We start from the raw sequence: 18,692 nt of genomic DNA on the forward strand, positions 1-18,692 counted from the left end.
AGCACAAAAAAGCACCCCGAGGGGTGCTTTTTTTATGCCTTTGATTTGGGCGATATGGCAATTCCAGCGTCAACCCATACCCAATGTGGGAGCGGGCTTGCTCGCGAAAGCGGTAGCCAGTCAATAAATCTGTTGATTGACACTCCGCGTTCGCGAGCAAGCCCGCTCCCACATTTTGAACCGCGCTCGGCCTGGAATTACTGCTGGTTTTGACCCAGGACCAAACGACCTTCTTTATCCACTGGAATCTGGCCACCTGGATCACGGTCCATGCGCACCGAACCTTCTTTGCCATCCAGGGTGTACCGCACGTCATAGCCGACAACCTTGTCGCTGATGTCGTTGACGGTGTTACAACGGGTTTGTGTGGTGGTGTAGGTATCGCGGTTCTGCATGCCTTCCTGAACCTTGTTACCGGCGTAACCTCCACCCACCGCACCGGCTACAGTCGCCAGCTTCTTGCCATTACCGCCACCGACCTGGTTGCCCAACAGGCCACCGGCCAGCGCGCCAACCACGGTGCCGACGATTTGATGTTGATCCTGCACCGGCTTCTGCCGGGTTACGGCGACGTCCTTGCAGACCTCGCGCGGGGTTTTAATCTGGGTCTTCACCGGCTGCACCGCCAGCACTTGCGCATACTCAGGGCCGCTTTTTACCAGGCTGTAGGTGGCAACAGCACCCCCGGCAGTCACACCGACAGCACCCAATACCGCACCAACCAGCAACGACTTGTTCACGTGAACCTCCTGACCATCACAAACGGACCGAAACGTCCGCGCTATACCCAGCCTTGGAGCAAAAAAAAAGGCGCGAGTTCAATACTCGCGCCTTCTTTGTAACAGCGTGTCAACAAGCGCCCGTCAAGGGCGGTCGTCGACCTCCTTGCCGGTAGCGGCAGGAGGGATCAAGTCTTCACTGTTGAGGTTCAGCCAGATCAGCACCACGTTGGCGATGTAGATCGACGAGTAGGTACCCGCCAGAACGCCGATAAACAGCGCCAGGGAGAAGCCCCACAGGTTGTCGCCACCGAAGATCATCAACGCAGCAATCGCCAGCAACGTGGAGATCGATGTCGCCATGGTCCGCAGCAGGGTCTGGGTCGTCGAGACGTTGATGTTCTCGATCAGCGACGCCTTGCGCAGTACGCGAAAGTTTTCACGCACCCGGTCGAATACCACGATGGTGTCGTTGAGCGAGTAACCAATGATCGCCAGCACCGCCGCCAACACCGTCAGGTCGAAGGTGATCTGAAAGTACGCGAGGATACCCACGGTCACGATCACGTCGTGGATCAGCGACACAATCGCGCCGACGCCGAACTTCCACTGAAAGCGGAACGCCAGGTAGATCATGATGCCGACCAGCGCCATCAGCATGCCGAGGCCGCCCTGGTCGCGCAGCTCTTCACCCACCTGCGGGCCTACGAACTCAACGCGCTTGACCGACGCCGGGTTGTCGCCGCCGACCTTCTGCAAGGCTTCGGCTACCTGGTGACCCAGTTGCGGGTCTTCACCTGGCATACGCACCAGCAGGTCGGTGGTCGCACCAAAGCTCTGCACGATGGCTTCGTGATAGCCGGCCTTGACCAGCTCGTTGCGCACCAGGGTAACGTCGGCCGGCTTCTCGTAGGTCAGCTCGATGAGCGTACCGCCGGTGAAGTCCAGACCGTAGTTCAGGCCCTTATGGAACCAGCTGAACAGCGCCAGAACGGTAAGGAGCACAGTGACGCCGAACGCAATGTTGCGAACGCCCATGAAGTTGATTGTACGTAACATGGCAGCCCCTTAAATCCACAACTTCTTGAAGTCACGCCCGCCAAAGATCAGGTTGACCATTGCGCGGGTCACCATGATGGCCGTGAACATCGAGGTAAAGATACCGAGGGACATGGTGACCGCAAAACCTTTGACCGGGCCGGTGCCCATGGCAAAGAGAATCCCGCCGACCAGCAAAGTGGTCAAGTTGGAGTCGAGAATCGCGGTAAATGCCCGGCCGAAGCCTTCGTTGATTGCACGTTGTACGGTCATGCCCGCCGCGATCTCTTCACGAATCCGCGAGAAGATCAGTACGTTGGCGTCTACCGCCATACCCATGGTGAGTACGATACCGGCGATGCCTGGCAGGGTCAGTGTAGCGCCCAGCAGCGACATCAGCGCCAGCAGCATGACCATGTTGCCCGCCAGGGCCACGGTGGCGATGATGCCGAAGAAGCGGTAGATGGCGATGATGAACAGCGACACGAACAGCATGCCCCACAAGGCTGCGTCGATACCCTTGGTGATGTTGTCAGCACCCAGGCTCGGGCCAATGGTGCGCTCTTCAGCGAAGTACATCGGCGCCGCCAGGCCACCGGCACGCAGCAGCAGTGCCAGCTCGGACGATTCGCCCTGGCCGTTCAGGCCCGTGATGCGGAATTGAGCACCCAGCGGCGACTGGATGGTCGCCAGGCTGATGATCTTCTTCTCTTCCTTGAAGGTCTGCACCGGCACGTCTTTCTCGACGCCGTTGACCACTTGCTTGGTGTAGGTGGTGATCGGGCGCTGCTCGATGAAGATCACCGCCATGCTGCGACCAACGTTGCTGCGCGTGGCGCGGCTCATCAATTCGCCGCCGTGACCATCCAGACGAATGTTCACTTCAGGCGTGCCGTGCTCGCCAAAACCTGCCTTGGCGTCGGTGACCTGGTCGCCGGTGATGATCAAGCCACGCTCGATCAACGCTGGAGGACGGTTACCTTCACGGAACTCGAATTCTTCGGCAGTCGCGCGAGAAGCACCCGGCTCAGCAGCCAGACGGAACTCCAGGTTGGCGGTCTTACCCAGGATACGCTTGGCTTCAGCAGTGTCCTGCACGCCCGGCAGCTCAACCACAATGCGGTTGGCGCCTTGACGCTGAACAATCGGCTCAGCCACACCCAGCTCGTTGACGCGGTTACGTACCGTGGTCAAGTTCTGCTTGATGGAGTATTCGCGGATTTCCGCCAGCTTGGCTGGGGTCATCGCCAGACGCAGTACAGGTTGACCATTGAGGTCGGCCGGCACGATGTCAAAATCGTTGAAGTTCTTGCGGATCAGCGCACGGGCCTGTTCGCGGGACGCTTCGTCAGAGAAGCCCAGCTGAATGGCACCGTTGAGCTGCGGCAGGCTGCGATAACGCAACTTCTCTTTGCGCAGCAGGCTCTTCACATCGCCTTCGTAGACTTTCAGGCGTGCGTCGAGGGCTTTGTCCATGTCGACTTCCAACAGGAAGTGCACACCACCGGACAAGTCCAGACCCAGCTTCATCGGGTGCGCGCCAATGCTGCGCAGCCATTTTGGCGTGGTCTGTGCCAGGTTCAGCGCGACAACATAGTCGTCACCCATGACCTTGCGCACAACGTCTTTGGCCGGTAATTGGTCTTCTGCCTTGGTCAGGCGCAACAAGCCGCCCTTCGCATCAGCCGCCAATGTTGCCGCTTTAACCTGAATGCCCGCGTCGGTGAGCGCTTTGCTCGCGCGTTCCAGGTCAGCCTGATTGACTTGCAGCGAAGTGCTGGCGCCCGTGATCTGGATCGCAGGGTCATCAGGATAAAGATTGGGAGCGGAATAAATAAAACCGATCGCCAGCACCGCCAGGATCAGTACGTATTTCCACAGAGGGTATTTGTTCAGCATCACGCCGCCCGCTTATAACGCGGGGCGCCTTGCGCGCCCCGTCGATTGGTAAAGGTTGTTACTCAGATCGCTTTGAGCGTGCCTTTTGGCAACGTGGCGGCGATGGCGCCCTTCTGGAACTTCATTTCTACGGTGTCGGAGACTTCCAGAACCACGAAAGCATCGGAAACCTTGGTGATCTTGCCGGCGATGCCGCCAGTGGTCACAACTTCGTCGCCTTTTTGCAGGCTGCCCAGCAGGTTTTTCTGCTCTTTGGCGCGCTTGGCCTGTGGACGCCAGATCATCAGGTAGAAAATAACCAGGAAGCCGACCAGGAAAATCCACTCAAAACCACCGCCCATAGGGCCGGCAGCGGCAGGCGCAGCGGCGTCAGCCATGGCATTAGAGATAAAAAAGCTCATTTAGCACTCCAGTTGCAAATAGTGAATCTTAGGGTCGGAAAACTCAGTCCAAGGGCGGCACAGGGAGCCCGCGCTTGGCATAGAAGGCATCGACGAAGGCGGCCAATGTACCCTGTTGAATAGCCTCGCGCAAACCAGCCATCAGGACTTGGTAGTGACGCAAATTGTGGATGGTATTCAACATGCTACCCAGCATTTCCCCGCACTTGTCCAGATGGTGCAGATAAGCGCGCGAGAAGTTCTGGCAGGTGTAGCAGTCACAGGTGGGATCCAGCGGCGAATCATCATGGCGATGGAACGCGTTACGGATCTTCAGCACGCCTGTATCGATGAACAGATGCCCATTGCGGGCATTACGGGTTGGCATCACGCAATCGAACATGTCCACACCGCGGCGCACACCCTCTACGAGATCCTCCGGTTTGCCAACGCCCATAAGGTAACGAGGTTTGTCAGCCGGCATCAGGCCCGGCAGGTAATCCAGCACCTTGATCATCTCGTGCTTGGGCTCGCCCACCGACAAACCGCCGATGGCCAGGCCGTCAAAGCCAATCTTGTCCAGGCCTTCCAGCGAGCGCTTGCGCAGGCTTTCGTGCATGCCGCCCTGAACGATACCGAACAGCGCCGCGGTGTTGTCGCCGTGGGCATTCTTCGAACGCTGAGCCCAGCGCAACGACAGCTCCATGGAGATACGCGCCACGTCTTCGTCCGCCGGGTACGGCGTGCATTCGTCAAAGATCATCACGATGTCGGAGCCCAGGTCGCGCTGCACCTGCATCGACTCTTCCGGGCCCATGAACACCTTGGAACCGTCAACCGGCGAGGCGAAGGTCACGCCCTCCTCCTTGATCTTGCGCATGGCGCCCAGGCTGAACACCTGGAAACCACCGGAGTCGGTGAGGATCGGGCCCTGCCACTTCATGAAGTCATGCAGGTCGCCATGCTTCTTGATCACTTCCGTGCCCGGGCGCAGCCACAGGTGGAAGGTGTTACCAAGGATGATTTCGGCGCCGGTGGCGACGATGTCACGCGGCAGCATGCCTTTGACGGTGCCGTAAGTCCCCACGGGCATGAAAGCCGGGGTTTCGACGGTGCCGCGCGGAAACGTGAGGCGACCACGACGAGCCTTGCCATCCGTGGCCAACAGTTCAAACGACATACGACTCATAGTTGTTCCTCAGGGCCCGCTTCTTTAGGAGCAGTCGGCGCAGGGTTTCGGGTGATAAACATCGCATCACCGTAGCTGAAAAAACGGTACTCGTTGGCGATGGCAGCTTGATAAGCGGCCATGGTTTCCGGGTAACCGGCAAATGCCGACACCAGCATCAACAGCGTGGATTCCGGCAAATGGAAGTTGGTCACCAGGCAATCGACCACATGAAACGGCCGGCCCGGGAAGATAAAGATATCGGTGTCGCCGCTGAACGGTTTGAGCACGCCATCACGCGCCGCACTCTCCAACGACCGCACGCTGGTGGTGCCCACCGCCACAACACGACCGCCGCGCGCCTTGCACGCCGCCACCGCATCCACCACTTCCTGGCTGACTTCCAGCCACTCGCTGTGCATATGGTGGTCTTCGATGTTATCCACACGCACCGGCTGAAACGTGCCGGCCCCCACGTGCAGAGTCACGTAGGCGCTTTCGACGCCTTTGGCGGCGATCGCATCCAGCAGCGGCTGGTCAAAGTGCAGCCCGGCCGTCGGCGCGGCAACAGCACCCAGGCGCTGGGAGTACACCGTTTGGTAGCGCTCGCGGTCCGCGTCTTCGTCGGGGCGGTCTATATAAGGAGGCAACGGCATATGGCCGACGCGTTCCAACAGCGGCAACACCTCTTCGGCAAACTTGAGCTCGAACAGCGCGTCATGGCGCGCGACCATCTCGGCCTCGCCACCGCCATCGATGAGGATGCTCGAGCCCGGTTTCGGCGACTTGCTGGAGCGCACATGGGCCAGCACGCGATGGCTGTCCAGCACCCGCTCGACCAGAATTTCCAGCTTGCCGCCGGACGCTTTCTGGCCAAACAGCCGTGCCGGAATCACCCGGGTATTGTTGAACACCATCAGATCGCCTGGGCGCAAATGCTCAAGCAAATCAGTGAATTGACGGTGTGCGAGGGCACCGCTCACCCCGTCCAGGGTCAGCAGTCGACTGGCGCGACGCTCGGCCAAAGGGTGGCGAGCGATCAGCGAATCAGGGAGCTCAAAAGTAAAGTCAGCAACGCGCATGATGGGGTTCGTCTAGCAGGGCCGGGAAGTCTAGCGGAAATAGTGAAAATAGACCATGAAACGTGATTGACCAACGGTAATCTCATCTCTATACTTCGCCGCCATTGAGCCCTGATGGCGGAATTGGTAGACGCGGCGGATTCAAAATCCGTTTTCGAAAGGAGTGGGAGTTCGAGTCTCCCTCGGGGCACCATCTTAAAGAAAGACCTTGAAATTCAAGGTCTTTTTTTTCGCCTGTCGAAAAGTGAGCAGCCGCAGGCGAACGCAGACGTTAAGGAGCCGGGACCATGGAATTGACGCTGGAAGCTGTTGCCCTTTTTGCTCTCAAGCTGGTGCATGAGACCGAAGGCGCGAGCCCGATTCTGCGCGATGACCTGGTCATGGACGGGTATGAGCGCGAGGTGTTCGGGTTGTTGGTGCGTCAGGGGGATTTGGCCAGGATTCAACTCAAGCTTGATGAATGCCTGACGTTAGCACTCGACTCCCTGGGCGGCCCAAACACGGTGATGGGGCGTGAGCTGCAACGGCTCGCGGTGGACGTGCGCCAAGCGACGACACTTGAAGCACTCAATACTCCGCTCGACGCACTCAAGGACTACCTGAAAGCCATCCTGTAACAAGCGACTTACCGCCGCCCCTCAACCGCCATCCGCAGCGCCAACCCCATCAACACCGAGCCCATCACCCAGCGCTGCACCACCTGCCAACCCGGGCGGGTGACGAAGAACACCGCGATGGAGCCCGCCATAACGGCAATCACCGAGTTGACGCTCACGCTGATGGCAATCTGCGTAAAGCCCAGCACCAGGGACTGCGTCAGCACACTGCCATACCCGTTCGGGTCGATGAACTGCGGCAGTAGCGATAAATACATCACCGCCACTTTGGGGTTCAGCAGGTTGGTCACAAAGCCCATCATGAACAGCTTGCGCGGGCTGTCCTGGGGCAATTCCCGAACCTGAAACGGCGAACGACCACCCGGCTTGACCGCCTGCCAGGCCAGGTACACCAGGTACAACGCCCCGCCGAGTCGCAGCGCGTCGTAGGCAAACGGCACCGCCATCACCAACGCAGTGATGCCCAATGCCGCGCAAAACATATACACAAGGAAGCCCAACGCAACGCCGCCCAGTGAGATCAACCCGGCAGTGCGCCCCTGGCAAATCGAGCGGGAAATGAGGTAAATCATGTTCGGCCCTGGCGTAAGTACCATGCCGAGTGAGATCAGGCCGTAGGCAAGCCAGCTGGACAGTTCGGGCATGGTGTCGCTCCTCAAGAGTTGTGCTGGGCACCATGGTAGGGCGTTGAAAAGCAGGCCGTTAGATACAGATCCGCGAGCAAAACGTCATACACATAGACAAAAAAAGAGACCTTGGCGCCCCAAGGTCTCTTTTACTGCCAACACTGACTCAACGGATGTACACCCTCCACGGTAGGAGCTGGCTTGCCTGCGAAGACGCCAGCCGCCACACCCTCAACTCACCCGCCTACCACCAACAGCGTCACCCTCCTCCATCACCCATTCGGCAACAACCCATTGGCCAAATCATCCACCACCGCCTTCGCCATCTCCCCAAACAATGCGCCGCCCAAGCGCAGCGATCCGTGCTGTTGTCCATGGCGGCACGCCAAGGTTGATCGCGCATTGATCACTGAAATTCTTGGCGCCGTTGGTTCGGCATGGAGCAGCGTCTCCGAAAATTTCGGGATGGTTTTTCCAAAGGGTGTTGAACGTGAGCATTCGGCGTATCCATCGCGTATTTGGCTCGCGACCGTAGCAAACGCTTAGGAGCTAAAGATGACCCAGGAGCAAATTCAGAACAGTCCTACCTGCCTGTAGGCACTAACATCAGCAACCCCAACTCCCCATTTTGGGGTCGCTAGCAACCAGCTGACTTTTCCCACGCACACCATCGAACAAACCCGACATCAGCCTCTGATCCCCCCTCGTACGCTCACTCCCTCGCACAAGGAAGTGAGCCCGTCATGTCAGAACGCGGGTACCCCATCACCGAAGAAGAACAACTCAAACGACGAATCCTGATGCCGCAGCCGAAACGGGTGCCCTATTCGCCGCCCATGGTGTTGCTCGACCCAACACCTGCACCGGCGCCTACGCCCGCGAAGCTTCCCGGTTGCGTGTTCACCAAACCCTGCCAACTGCCCGACGGCATCATTCGCTACAACGACCCCAGCGGTTACGTACCGTTGGAGCTGATCAAGGATTACGGCCACTTCAGCCTGTTGGGTGGGCGCGAGGTGGACAGCCGAGGCGCGGTTGCTTTGCGCAAGATCAGCGGCAGTGCCCTGCCCGTTGGCTTGGGGCAGTTGGCGTTGCGTTCGGCGGTGGTGGAATCCGCAGCAACCGCCGCTGGCACTGTAGCCGGTGGTTTATTGGCGGGCTTGGTGGCGCTGGCTTGGCCGTCGAAGCTGGGTGATAGCGCGCTCTACAGCGAGGAGCAGTTGCGTTCGCTGCAACGGGCGCGGTCGCAGATGCGTTTGCATGTCGAGCAGCGTGGGGACGGTACGCTCAAGGGGTACGGGTTTTACACGGGCAACACTGCCGATTGGCAGATGATTGATGTGGTGCAGTTCCAAAGCCGTGGCGACCAGTTTGTGGCGGACTTGGGGTGAGGGCGTGGAACTGATCTGGACGCCTGCGGTTGATCCGGGGGATACGCTGGGTATTCCGGCATTGGAAGCTGCGCCACAAGCGCCGGTGATTTGGATTTACCCCCCGACGGAGAAGGCCGCACAGATTCTGGTGAACCCGATTTATCCGCCGGAGTATCGGGACTTTATTCTGGTGTTTCCAGTGGAGTCGGGGGTTCGGCCGCTGTATGTGGTGGTTAGCGTTCGGGCTGGGGATCACAAGTACCACAAGGCGCCTAAAGCGGAGCAAATAACCGGATTTTTGAACCTGATAAAGGCAAAGCCTAAAACTCCAAAACAGGGCGGCGGTGGGTTAAGAGAACGCTGGATTGATGAAAAAGGGCGGACAATCTATGAATGGGATTCACAACACGGCGAGCTAGAAGCCTATCGAGCAAGTGATGGAAGCCACATTGGGGCATTCAGTCATATAAAGGGCGAGCAGCTGAAACCGGCAAACAAAAAACGAAACATCGCTAAATACTTGTGAGGCTATATGGGACTCAAAGTGAGATTAGATTGGTTCGACAAAACCACGGAATGGTTGGTTGGCACCGAAGACTCAAAGGATCTGGGGGAGGACTACTCCGTTGTCACAACGCTAGGGCTCTCGAAGGAGGAGGTAGTCAATAACGGCATGTTTGAACTGCGCCGGGAATGGCTATCGCTTGTGCAACCCTTATTCGCTCATGAAATCGCTCTTACAGACAGCGACTATTTCATAGCACTCGATTACGAAGATGCATAACTGTGACCTCACTTAGGAAAAATAAGACTCCATGCGCAGACTTTCACTAACAAACAAAAAGCTCCGCAACATCCCCAGGCGCCTAAGAGCCCTGAGCCGCTGGGCCGACAGCTTCGAAGGCTGTTTCTACGAAGAATTACCGCCTCAACCTGACTACGTAACCGAAAGAATCCCCGTCATCGAAAATCTTGTTGAGGGCAAACAAACCACACCGGAAATTCAGGCGCACTGTGCTCAACAGTTGATCAATGTCTCAGGCCATCTGCTTAAAGCGCGACCAGACGACGCCCCGGAATGCTGGGTTGTCGCCTGCGTCATGGTTCCGGATATGTTCTCAAGCCGCGTCTGTATCTACACCGATAAAGCTCGCTATCTCGGCCACACTCAACCTTTCGACTATGAGTACTTTCGCCAAGCTCGAATCACTGGCCGAAGCCTGGCCAAAGAATGGAGCCTGACCATCCCACCGGGGCTTCACGAAGTCGGCTTTCACTTCGTTCACGAGAATGAAGACGGAGATATCTTCGAGTCAGAGCACTGGTACTTCGGCGAGGTCAGCACGACAGACGAAGACCCAGGTGGTGAGCGCTGGAAGTACCAGACCTTCAGGTCCTTCCAGGCGCAGCACCCGCATTTGTTCGGCCCGATCTCTTAGCTCTACTTGGCCTAGTCACTGTCCCTCAACACACTATCTCCGTGTTTTCATGCGCTGTTCCGCGTCGCCTTCGCGGCGTACCAGACGGATTTTTTGCCGCTAGAGGCGCAAAGGACATAAGAGCGCAGCGATGCAAGTGCTTCGGTCAGTCAGGCGTACCGAGGCGATCCCATCGTAGCCTCGCTGGGGCTCGACAACTCCCACATTTGAGCCGGGGTTGATTCAGGTTTCGTTGAATACCAGCCGCGCGCGCAGGCCGCCCTGCTCCAGATTGTGCAGCGTAAGCCTGCATCCAATCTTCCCCACAATCATCTCTACAATCGTCAACCCCAGCCCAGCGCCATTAGCGTTATCCCGACTGTAAAACCGCTCAAACAACCGCTCCATTTCCGCTTCATCAATCCCCGGACCTTGGTCTTCCACGCTCAAGCAGTCAGCGCCGATCACCACTTTCACTTCACTGCCCGCAGGCGAAAAGTTAAGCGCATTGGTCACCAGGTTCTGCAACGCAATCGCCAGCGCCACTGGCTCGGTTTGCACCCAACATTCCTCCTCTCCTTCCAACACCAGCTCCACACCCTTTTCCATCGCCAGTGGCGTCAGCTCAGCCAGTTCTTCGCGCACCAGTTCCGTCAGTTGCACAGGCTTACACACGGGGTTGTTCAGTTGCGGCTCGATGCGCGCCATGGTCAGCAACTGGCTGCCAATACGCGTAGCGCGGTCCACGCCATTCACTAAAAAATCCAATGCTTCGCGTCGCTGCTCTTTGGTGGCAGCGCTTTGAGCGTTTTGTGCGTGGATGCGCAGGATCGCCAGCGGTGTGCGCAGTTCATGGGCAGCATCCGCGATAAAGCGGCGTTCGCGCTCGAGCAGGTCATCCATCTGCACCAACAACCGATTAAGCGCGGTTTGCATCGGTTCCAGATCAGTCGGCAGCGGCTTGAGGTGCAGCGGTTGCAAGGTGTCGGTGTTGCGCCCGCGAATCGACAGCACCATGGCGCGCAGGGGTTTGAGGCCCCAGCCGATGGTCAGCCAGATCAGCACAGTCAGCAGCGGCACGCCGATCAAGGTGGGCCAGAGCGTGTGGCGCATAATGCGTTCGATCAGATCCTGGCGAATGTCGTCGCGCTCGCCCACCCAGATCAGCAAGCCCTGTTGCGGGTCGGCGAGGAGGAAGGCGCACCAGTCGTTGCCGTTCTCCATGATGTCGTGGGAGCCGAGGGTAGTCGGCGGCGCAGCCAGCACAGGCGCCTCGGCGGAACGCACGAGGAGTTGACCGTCGGTGCGCCATACCTGGAAGGTCAAGCGGGTTTCATACGGATGCGCGACGCCGTCTTCACCGACGCGGCTCATGGCCTGGTCGAACGCCTGATACAACCTGTCCCAATCCGCTTCGCCTGGGTCGCGCTGGCGCAGTACGCCTTGCAGCAGGCGCGCACTTTGGGCGAGTTGAGCGTCGTAGACTTCCTCGATTTCATGGTGGCTGTCGCGCAGCACCAGCCAACTGATCAGCGCGTCGCCGAGCAAAATAAACACCAGCACCGGAATGAGGATGCGTGCGCGAACGGAAGTCATGGGTTGAGCGCCAGCACGTAGCCGACGCCGCGCACGGTGCGGATCAGCTCGGTGGATAACTTTTTGCGCAGGTTATGGATCAGCACTTCCAGGGTGTTGCTCTCCACCCGGTCCTGCCAGCCATACAGCGCGCGAGACAGGCGCTCGCGGGTCACGACTTTGCCGGGGCGCACCATCAGTTGGTGCAGCAGCTGGTATTCCATCGGGGTGACGATGATGCCTTGATCCTGATAACGCACTTGCTGGGTGGCCGGGTCGAGGCTGACGCCAGCGTGCTCCAGCATTGGCTGGGCACGGCCCTGGCTGCGTCGCAATAGGGCGCGCACGCGGGCTTTGAGTTCTTCGACGTCGAAGGGTTTGATCAAGTAGTCGTCGGCGCCAGCGTCCAGGCCGGCGATACGTTCGGCGGTGCCGTCGCGGGCGGTGAGGATCAGCACCGGCAAGTCGTATTGCCCGGCGCGCAGTTGCTGCAACAGGTCGAGCCCATCGAGGCGCGGCAGGCCGAGGTCGAGCAGGAGCAAATCGAAGCTTTCGGTGCGCAGTGCGTGCAGGGCGCTGAGGCCATCCTGCAGCCAATCCAGGGTGTAGCCTTCAGCGCCCAATGCCACGCGAATGCCCTGGCCGAGGGCACGATCATCTTCGACTAGGAGTAGGCGCATTGCAGAATCTCTGTAGGAAACGGCGGAATGATGCCGGTTCTGCAGCGGCCCCTTCGGGGAAAGATGTTACGGCGCGTTGCCAACTAAGGTTGCGCTAAGGTTGGTTTTGCACTGTGAAATCTCCCACATCTGCTGAGAGCTTTTCCATGCGCAAAATTCTCCTGCTGTCCCTGATTATCGCCAGCCCCATGGCCCTCGCCGGCCCGCAGTGCACCACCGCCGAACGCTCGCAGTGGCAAGACGAAAAAGCCTTCCAGGACACGCTCAAGGCTCAAGGGTATGAGATCAGCAAGTTCAAGGTTACCGACGGCAACTGCTATGAGATCTACGGCTTCGACAAGGACAAGCGCAAGGTCGAGATCTACCACGACCCGGTCACCGGCAAGGCCGTGAAGACTGAGATCAAGAGCTGATGGCAGGCGAATCCCTGCGCCTGTGGGACCCGTTGGTGAGGCTGTTTCATCTGTCTATCGCCGGGGTCTTCGTCGCCAACTACTTCTTTAACGAAGCGGGCGACGGCTGGCATGTGTGGCTGGGCTACTACGCCATGGCCTGGTTGCTGGTGCGACTGGTGTGGGGGTTCGTAGGACCGCGCAGTGCGCGTTGGTCGGATTTCTGGCCATCGCCTGCGCGACTCAGTGCCCATGTGCGTAGGGTGTTGGACGGACGAGGGCTGCATCGCCTCGGTCATTCGCCCATCGGCGCGCTGGTGATGCTGTTGATGATGTCGGCGCTGCTGACCCTCGGTATCAGCGGTTTCCTGATGCAGGAAGTCGACGCGTTATGGGGCGCCGACTGGCCGCTGCAGGTCCACGAAGCCACCGCCAATGTGCTGCTGGGTCTGGTCTGTGTGCATGTGCTGGCCGCCGTGTATGAAAGTCTCCAGGTGAAGGACAACCTGCCGTTATCCATGCTCACCGGTCGCAGGAAACGCCTGCCGGATGAGCGTGCGCAGTAATCCTTTTCCCCAACAGGTTCTCTATGCGCTCCGCCTTACTGATCTGCAGCCTGCTCGCGGTGTTTTTCGCCGCCTGGCAAAGCCATCCGCCGCACGTGCTGGCGCCGTTTGCCCAGGCGAGCCCGAACACCTCCAAGGTCGCGACGGCGCCGCAATACACCAGCCGCTTTGTGTCCTCGCAACTCACCGACTTTGTGCACGCTTCCTCCGTCACCGCCCTGCCTGGCGGCGACTTGATGGCCGTGTGGTTTGCCGGCAGCCGCGAAGGCGCCGCCGATGTGCAGGTGCGCACCGCAAGGTTTGATGCGCGCAGCGGCGAATGGGGCGCCGAGCAGGTGCTGGCCACGCGCGAAAGTACCCGCGACGGCACGCAGCGCTACATTCGCAAACTGGGCAACCCGGTGATTGCGCTGGGGCCGGATAAACGCCTGTGGATGTTTTATGTGTCGGTGTCGGTCGGCGGCTGGGCCACCAGTGCGATCAACGTGATGGTCTCCACTGACCTCGGCGCCAACTGGTCGGCGCCGCGGCAATTGGTGACCTCACCGTTCTTTAATATCAGCACGCTGGTGCGCGCCGCGCCGGTGTTTCACGCCGACGGTTCGATTGGCTTGCCGGTGTATCACGAGTTCATGGGCAAGTTTGCCGAGTACCTGTATTTGAGCCCCGACGGCGCGGTGATCGACAAATTTCGCATCAGCCGCGGCAAGCACTCCCTGCAGCCGACCATCGTGGCGCAGGACGGCCAGCGCGCCGTGGCGATGTTGCGCTACGCCGGCGAAACCCATCACCGCGTGCTCGCCAGCCGCACCATCGATGCCGGGCAAACCTGGAGCGAGCCGTACCCGTTGGAGCCGGCCAACCCCAATTCATCCCTGGCGGCAGTGGCAACCGAGGATGACGGTTTGCTGGTGGCCCTCAACGACCTGCAAGACGGTCGCTTCAAGCTCAGCCTCTACGGGACCAACGCCCAGTTCAGCCAATGGCGCACGGTGGTGGAACTGGACCAGTCGCCCGACCCGCTCGGCCAGCCGTTCTCCCACGCGGCTTACAAAGAAATCATTGGCGAGGGCTTTCGCGCTTCCAGCGGCGCCAAGCGCTTGCCGCTGGAGCAACGTTTTCTGAGCAACCTGGATTACCGCGTGTGCAAACCGCGCGGCTGTGATTTCGAGTACGAGTATCCGTATTTCAGCCGCAGCCCGGACGGCATGTACCACGTGGTGTACTCGTGGAATAACACCTTTATCAAACATGTCAGCTTCAACGAAGCCTGGCTGGCGGAGCATTTGTGATGGTTTCTGTGTGGCAGGCCCATTTGTGTTTTGTGCTGCTGGGGTTTGTGCTCTTGAGCAGGGTTCGCTTTACCGCACCCTGGCGGCCATGGCTGCTGCCGATGCTGGTGGTGCTGAGTTTTATCCCGGTGAATGAACTGCCATTGGCGGCGTACGTGCGCAGCTTTACCGATGACCTGGCGATCAGCACCTTGGTGTTGCTGGCGTGGGTAACGCTGTGCCGATTGGGCGTGGTGCAACCGGTTAATCGCCCACATCAAGTGCAGCTGCTGGTGCTGTTTGGCGCGCTGAGCCTGCTGCTGTATCCCGCCACGATGGGCCTGACGTATCACGACCCTTACCGTTGGGGCTTCAACCCGCGGCCGATGATTGTGCTGGTGGGCGCGGCGGCGTTGCTGCTGCTCTGGCTGCGCAACACGTTGGCGGTGTGGATGCTGGCAGTGGGCACCCTGGCCTTCGCACTGCGGCTCAAGGCGTCGGAGAACTATTGGGATTACCTGATCGATCCGCTCCTGGCGGGCTACTGCGTAGTCGCCGGGTTAATGCAACTCAACCTGTGGGAGCGGGCTTGCTCGCGAATGCGGCGTGTCAGGCAGCAACTTTGGCACTGATCAACCGCTTTCGCGGGCAAGCCCGCTCCCACCTTTGATCAGCGTCGTTTTGGAGATTGTGAAAGGTCACCGATGGCGATCCGCTCCTGGCGGGCTACTGCGTAGTCACTGGTTAACACGATCCAAACTGTGGGAGCTGGCTTGCCTGCGAAGGCGGCGTGTCAGGCAACCACGCTGGCACTGAACCACCGCTTTCGCGGGCAAGCCCGCTCCCACATTGGAGTGGTGTCGTTTTGGAAATTGGGAAGGAGAGATGAAATGGAGTCGATCCGGTTCTGGCGGGCTACTGCGTAGTCACTCGGTTAATACAACTCAACCTGTGGGAGCGGGCTTGCTCGCGAATGCGGCGTGTCAGGCAGCAACTTTGGCACTGATAAACCGCTTTCGCGGGCAAGCCCGCTCCCACCTTTGATAAGCGTCGTTTTGGAAATTGGGAAGGGTCACCGATGGCGATCCACTCCTAGCGGGCTACTGCGTAGTCACTGGTTAACACGATCCAAACTGTGGGAGCTGGCTTGCCTGCGAAAGCGGCGTGTCAGGCAACAACTTTGGCACTGATAGACCGCTTTCGCGAGCAAGCCCGCTCCCACATTGGAGTGGTGTCGTTTTGGAAATTGGGAAGGAGCGATCAAATGGAGTCGATCCGGTTCTGGCGGGCTACTGCGTAGTCGCCGGGTTAATGCAACTCAAACTGTGGGAGCGGGCTTGCCCGCGAATGCGGCGTGTCGGGCAACCACGCTCGCACTGAAGTACCGCTATCGCGGGCAAACCCGCTCCCACATTTGCTGTGTGGTGTTTGTGAGACTGAGTAGAGGTCAATGATGGGTGTGTTGCAATCACGCCGCCTGCGCTACGGCATGGGCGCGATCGGGTTGGTATTTGCGTTGCTGGCGGCTCTGCGGCTGGTGTTTTTGATCAGCTTTTCCGGTCTGGATTTAAACACTCCGGCGCTGGCGGAAACCCTGGGCATCGGCCTGCGTTTCGACCTGCGCCTGGCCGTGTTGATCATGTTGCCACTGGCCGTGCTGGCCTGGCTTCCCCGCTGGAACCTCACCACCCTGCCCGCCCTGCGCTGGCTGGCGCGCGGCTATCTGGTCGTAGCCCTGGCCGTCGTCGGCCTGGTGTATATCATCGACTTCGGCCACTACGCCTACCTCGGCGTGCGCATCAACGCGACCGTGTTGCGCTACCTGCAAGACGCACAGATTTCGCAACAGATGGTGTGGGAAACCTACCCGGTGCTGTGGATAACCGCCTGCTGGCTGGCCGCCGTGGCGCTGTGGGTATGGGCGTTGGTGTGCCTGGAGCGATTGACCCTGGATCGCGAACCCATAGTCATCAGCAAATGGGCCGTGGCTTGTGTGGCCGTCGTCGGCGTTGTCGCCGTGCTGCTGGCGCTGCTTGGCCGCGTGGCCAACCTCAACCTGGAAAACCCGGTGCCGCTGCGCTGGAGCGATGCGTTTTTTTCCGGCAACAGCCAGGTTGCCGCCGTGGGCCTGAACCCGGTGCTGTTTTTGTACGACACGCTCAAGGTCGGCCAGGCGCAATTCGATGAAGCCACAGTGCGCGAACATTATTCGCAGGTTGCCGAGTATCTGGGCGTTGACCAGCCCGATCCCCAACAACTGAATTTCACCCGCGAACAAGGCGTGCAACCCTACCGTCTGCAAGGCGAGCGCCCGCCCAATGTGATTTTCGTGATGCTCGAATCCCTCGGCACCAGCGCCGTCGGTGCCTACGGCAACCCGCTGAACCCCACACCGAACCTGGACACGTTGGCAACGCAAAGCTGGTTCTTCAAACACTTCTATGTGCCCGTCACCGGCACCGCCAAAACCGTGTGGGCGAGCATCACCGGCGTGCCCGATGTGACCCGCCATGAGACCGCCACGCGTAACCCGCTGATCACGCGGCAGCACACGTTGATCAACGCGTTCGAGGGCTACCAGAAGTTCTACATGATCAACGGCAACGCTGGCTGGGCGAATATCAATGCGCTGATCCGCCAGAGCATCGATGGCGTGCAGCTGTTTGACGAAAGCTACTGGCGATCACCGCGGGTGGACGTGTGGGGCATCTCTGACCTGGACCTGTTCAAGGAGGGCGACCAACTGCTGCGCGCCGTGCCCAAGGACAGGCCGTTCTTCGCTTACGTGCAAACCTCCGGCAACCATCGCCCGTTCACCATTCCCAAGCAGAACGACGGCTTCCAGGTCAGAGACGTGAGCCTGGAACAGGCCCAGGCCGCTGGCTCGCGCAGCGTCGAGCAGTACAACGCAGTGCGTTTACTGGACTTCAACATCGGCCGCCTGATGGACATCGCCAAGGCCGGCGGCTGGTACGACAACAGCATTTTTGTGTTCTTCGGCGACCACAACACCCGCATCAGCCAGATACCGCACATGGCCCCGGCCTTCGAGCAACTGGGTCTGGAAAGCAACAACGTACCGTTGCTGATCCACGCGCCGGGCCTGCAACCACGGGTGATTGAAGAGGCGGTGGGCCTTGCGGATTTGTTGCCGACAGTCGCCGGCATGGCAGGCATCCCCTTTCGCACTGGCGCGATGGGCCGCGACATCCAGCAGCCGGCCCCGGAAGGCGAACGTGTGGTGCCATTGGTGTTGCACGAGGGCACGTTCCCGATTATCGGCGGCGTGACCCAGGACTTCCTGTTGCAGATGCAACACGATGGCAGTTCACCAACCCTGCATGACCTGGCGTCGCAAACACCTCGCGAAGACGTGGCCAAGCAGCACCCTGAGGAGTTTCAACGCCTGCAGGGCCTGACGCGCGGGCTGCATGAAAGTGCGCGGTTGATGCTGTTCAGAAACGTGCGCGAGTGATCATTTGGGCTGGAAGGTTTCGAGGTAGGCCAGGATGTCTTCGATCTTTTGCGGGTCGCTGATGCCCCAGAAGATCATGCGCGTGCCGCTGACGACTTTTTTTGGCGCCTCGATATAGGCGGCGAGTTTGTCGCGGGTCCAGACCACGCCCGAGTTTTTCATCGCGTCGGAGTACTGGTAGTCCGTGGTGGTGCCGGCAGGGCGGCCGATGATGCCGTTAAGCTGCGGACCGAAGCCGCCGCGCGCGCCTTCGCCGATGCTGTGGCAACCGCCGCAGGTCTTGCTGAAAAGCTTACCGCCGGCCTCGGCATCACCTGCCGCTAAAGCCGGGCCGGTGGTGAGAGTCAGGGCGAGGGTCAATAAGGCGTGCTTCATGAAGGCTCCACATCAGGCAACGGTGGGGGGATTATGCC

The 18,692-nt window shown here is 59.5% G+C and carries 19 protein-coding genes, 1 tRNA gene and 1 pseudogene; 10 read left to right on the top strand and 11 right to left on the bottom strand.

The genetic code is table 11. The features are described 5' to 3' along the window. Positions 1 to 197: 197 nt before the first annotated feature. The 6 genes from C4J83_RS25035 to queA form a co-directional block, all read right to left on the bottom strand. Positions 198 to 740 (bottom strand): glycine zipper 2TM domain-containing protein, encoded by a 543-nt coding sequence (locus tag C4J83_RS25035; protein WP_015885750.1) that lies wholly within the window; start codon positions 738 to 740, stop codon positions 198 to 200. Positions 741 to 863: 123 nt separating this feature from the next. Next, positions 864 to 1,778, bottom strand: a complete 915-nt coding sequence (gene secF / locus C4J83_RS25040) for a protein translocase subunit SecF (RefSeq protein WP_106578267.1) — start codon at positions 1,776 to 1,778, stop codon at positions 864 to 866. Positions 1,779 to 1,787: 9 nt separating this feature from the next. Further along, entirely contained in the window at positions 1,788 to 3,656 is a 1,869-nt protein-coding gene (gene secD / locus C4J83_RS25045) for a protein translocase subunit SecD (protein ID WP_106578266.1), read from the bottom strand. A 62-nt stretch (positions 3,657 to 3,718) separates the two neighbouring features. Further along, on the bottom strand, positions 3,719 to 4,057 hold the full coding sequence (gene yajC, locus C4J83_RS25050; RefSeq protein WP_003175975.1) for a preprotein translocase subunit YajC: 339 nt from the start codon (positions 4,055 to 4,057) through the stop codon (positions 3,719 to 3,721). 43 nt (positions 4,058 to 4,100) lie between these two features. Further along, complete coding sequence (gene tgt / locus C4J83_RS25055; RefSeq protein WP_003175976.1) at positions 4,101 to 5,216, bottom strand: tRNA guanosine(34) transglycosylase Tgt; 1,116 nt, start codon at positions 5,214 to 5,216, stop codon at positions 4,101 to 4,103. Between the two features lie 5 nt (positions 5,217 to 5,221). Further along, the gene (gene queA, locus C4J83_RS25060) at positions 5,222 to 6,286 is read right to left on the bottom strand and encodes a tRNA preQ1(34) S-adenosylmethionine ribosyltransferase-isomerase QueA (RefSeq protein ID WP_119736825.1); all 1,065 of its coding nucleotides are present in this window, start codon (positions 6,284 to 6,286) and stop codon (positions 5,222 to 5,224) included. A 108-nt stretch (positions 6,287 to 6,394) separates the two neighbouring features. On the opposite strand from queA, the gene C4J83_RS25065 reads away from it, so the two are divergent. Continuing rightward, a tRNA-Leu gene (locus tag C4J83_RS25065) sits at positions 6,395 to 6,479 on the top strand. Between the two features lie 94 nt (positions 6,480 to 6,573). Next, positions 6,574 to 6,903: a hypothetical protein gene (locus tag C4J83_RS25070; RefSeq protein WP_124418420.1), complete on the top strand. Its 330-nt coding sequence runs from the start codon at positions 6,574 to 6,576 to the stop codon at positions 6,901 to 6,903. Between the two features lie 8 nt (positions 6,904 to 6,911). On the opposite strand, the gene C4J83_RS25075 is transcribed toward C4J83_RS25070, so the two are convergent. Beyond that, on the bottom strand, positions 6,912 to 7,547 hold the full coding sequence (locus C4J83_RS25075) for a LysE family translocator (protein ID WP_124418421.1): 636 nt from the start codon (positions 7,545 to 7,547) through the stop codon (positions 6,912 to 6,914). Between the two features lie 285 nt (positions 7,548 to 7,832). Beyond that, positions 7,833 to 8,027: a hypothetical protein gene (locus C4J83_RS31205; RefSeq protein ID WP_164487899.1), complete on the bottom strand. Its 195-nt coding sequence runs from the start codon at positions 8,025 to 8,027 to the stop codon at positions 7,833 to 7,835. Between the two features lie 245 nt (positions 8,028 to 8,272). Here C4J83_RS31205 and C4J83_RS25085 point away from each other — a divergent pair. The 3 genes and pseudogenes from C4J83_RS25085 to C4J83_RS25095 all read left to right on the top strand — a co-directional run bounded on the left by C4J83_RS25085 (position 8,273) and on the right by C4J83_RS25095 (position 10,341). Then, positions 8,273 to 9,428 (top strand): annotated as a pseudogene (locus C4J83_RS25085) (S-type pyocin domain-containing protein). A gap of 6 nt (positions 9,429 to 9,434) precedes the next feature. Next, positions 9,435 to 9,686: a colicin E3-like toxin immunity protein gene (locus tag C4J83_RS25090; RefSeq protein WP_124418422.1), complete on the top strand. Its 252-nt coding sequence runs from the start codon at positions 9,435 to 9,437 to the stop codon at positions 9,684 to 9,686. A 31-nt stretch (positions 9,687 to 9,717) separates the two neighbouring features. Beyond that, positions 9,718 to 10,341 (top strand): DUF3916 domain-containing protein, encoded by a 624-nt coding sequence (locus tag C4J83_RS25095; protein WP_124418423.1) that lies wholly within the window; start codon positions 9,718 to 9,720, stop codon positions 10,339 to 10,341. Between the two features lie 222 nt (positions 10,342 to 10,563). On the opposite strand, the gene C4J83_RS25100 is transcribed toward C4J83_RS25095, so the two are convergent. Further along, the gene (locus C4J83_RS25100) at positions 10,564 to 11,916 is read right to left on the bottom strand and encodes an ATP-binding protein (protein WP_124418424.1); all 1,353 of its coding nucleotides are present in this window, start codon (positions 11,914 to 11,916) and stop codon (positions 10,564 to 10,566) included. After that, complete coding sequence (locus C4J83_RS25105; protein ID WP_106578259.1) at positions 11,913 to 12,575, bottom strand: response regulator; 663 nt, start codon at positions 12,573 to 12,575, stop codon at positions 11,913 to 11,915. Before C4J83_RS25105 ends, C4J83_RS25100 begins: the two co-directional genes overlap by 4 nt. 146 nt (positions 12,576 to 12,721) lie before the next feature. Between C4J83_RS25105 and C4J83_RS25110 the strand changes: the two genes are divergently transcribed. From C4J83_RS25110 to C4J83_RS25130, 5 genes are all read left to right on the top strand, one after another. After that, the gene (locus C4J83_RS25110) at positions 12,722 to 12,988 is read left to right on the top strand and encodes a PepSY domain-containing protein (protein ID WP_124418425.1); all 267 of its coding nucleotides are present in this window, start codon (positions 12,722 to 12,724) and stop codon (positions 12,986 to 12,988) included. After that, on the top strand, positions 12,988 to 13,533 hold the full coding sequence (locus C4J83_RS25115; RefSeq protein WP_124418426.1) for a cytochrome b/b6 domain-containing protein: 546 nt from the start codon (positions 12,988 to 12,990) through the stop codon (positions 13,531 to 13,533). Before C4J83_RS25110 ends, C4J83_RS25115 begins: the two co-directional genes overlap by 1 nt. A gap of 23 nt (positions 13,534 to 13,556) precedes the next feature. Further along, positions 13,557 to 14,825, top strand: a complete 1,269-nt coding sequence (locus C4J83_RS25120; RefSeq protein ID WP_124418427.1) for a sialidase family protein — start codon at positions 13,557 to 13,559, stop codon at positions 14,823 to 14,825. Further along, positions 14,825 to 15,436 carry a hypothetical protein gene (locus tag C4J83_RS25125; RefSeq protein ID WP_124418428.1) on the top strand — a complete coding sequence of 204 codons (612 nt, stop codon included), beginning with the start codon at positions 14,825 to 14,827 and terminating at the stop codon, positions 15,434 to 15,436. The genes C4J83_RS25120 and C4J83_RS25125 overlap by 1 nt, the downstream gene beginning before the upstream one ends. Positions 15,437 to 16,257: 821 nt before the next feature. After that, positions 16,258 to 18,279 (top strand): LTA synthase family protein, encoded by a 2,022-nt coding sequence (locus tag C4J83_RS25130; protein WP_124418429.1) that lies wholly within the window; start codon positions 16,258 to 16,260, stop codon positions 18,277 to 18,279. Here C4J83_RS25130 and C4J83_RS25135 read toward each other — a convergent pair whose 3' ends face one another. Next, complete coding sequence (locus C4J83_RS25135; RefSeq protein ID WP_119736798.1) at positions 18,280 to 18,654, bottom strand: c-type cytochrome; 375 nt, start codon at positions 18,652 to 18,654, stop codon at positions 18,280 to 18,282. Positions 18,655 to 18,692 lie beyond the last annotated feature (38 nt).

Source organism: Pseudomonas sp. LBUM920, from assembly GCF_003852315.1.
Taxonomy (GTDB): Bacteria; Pseudomonadota; Gammaproteobacteria; order Pseudomonadales; family Pseudomonadaceae; genus Aquipseudomonas.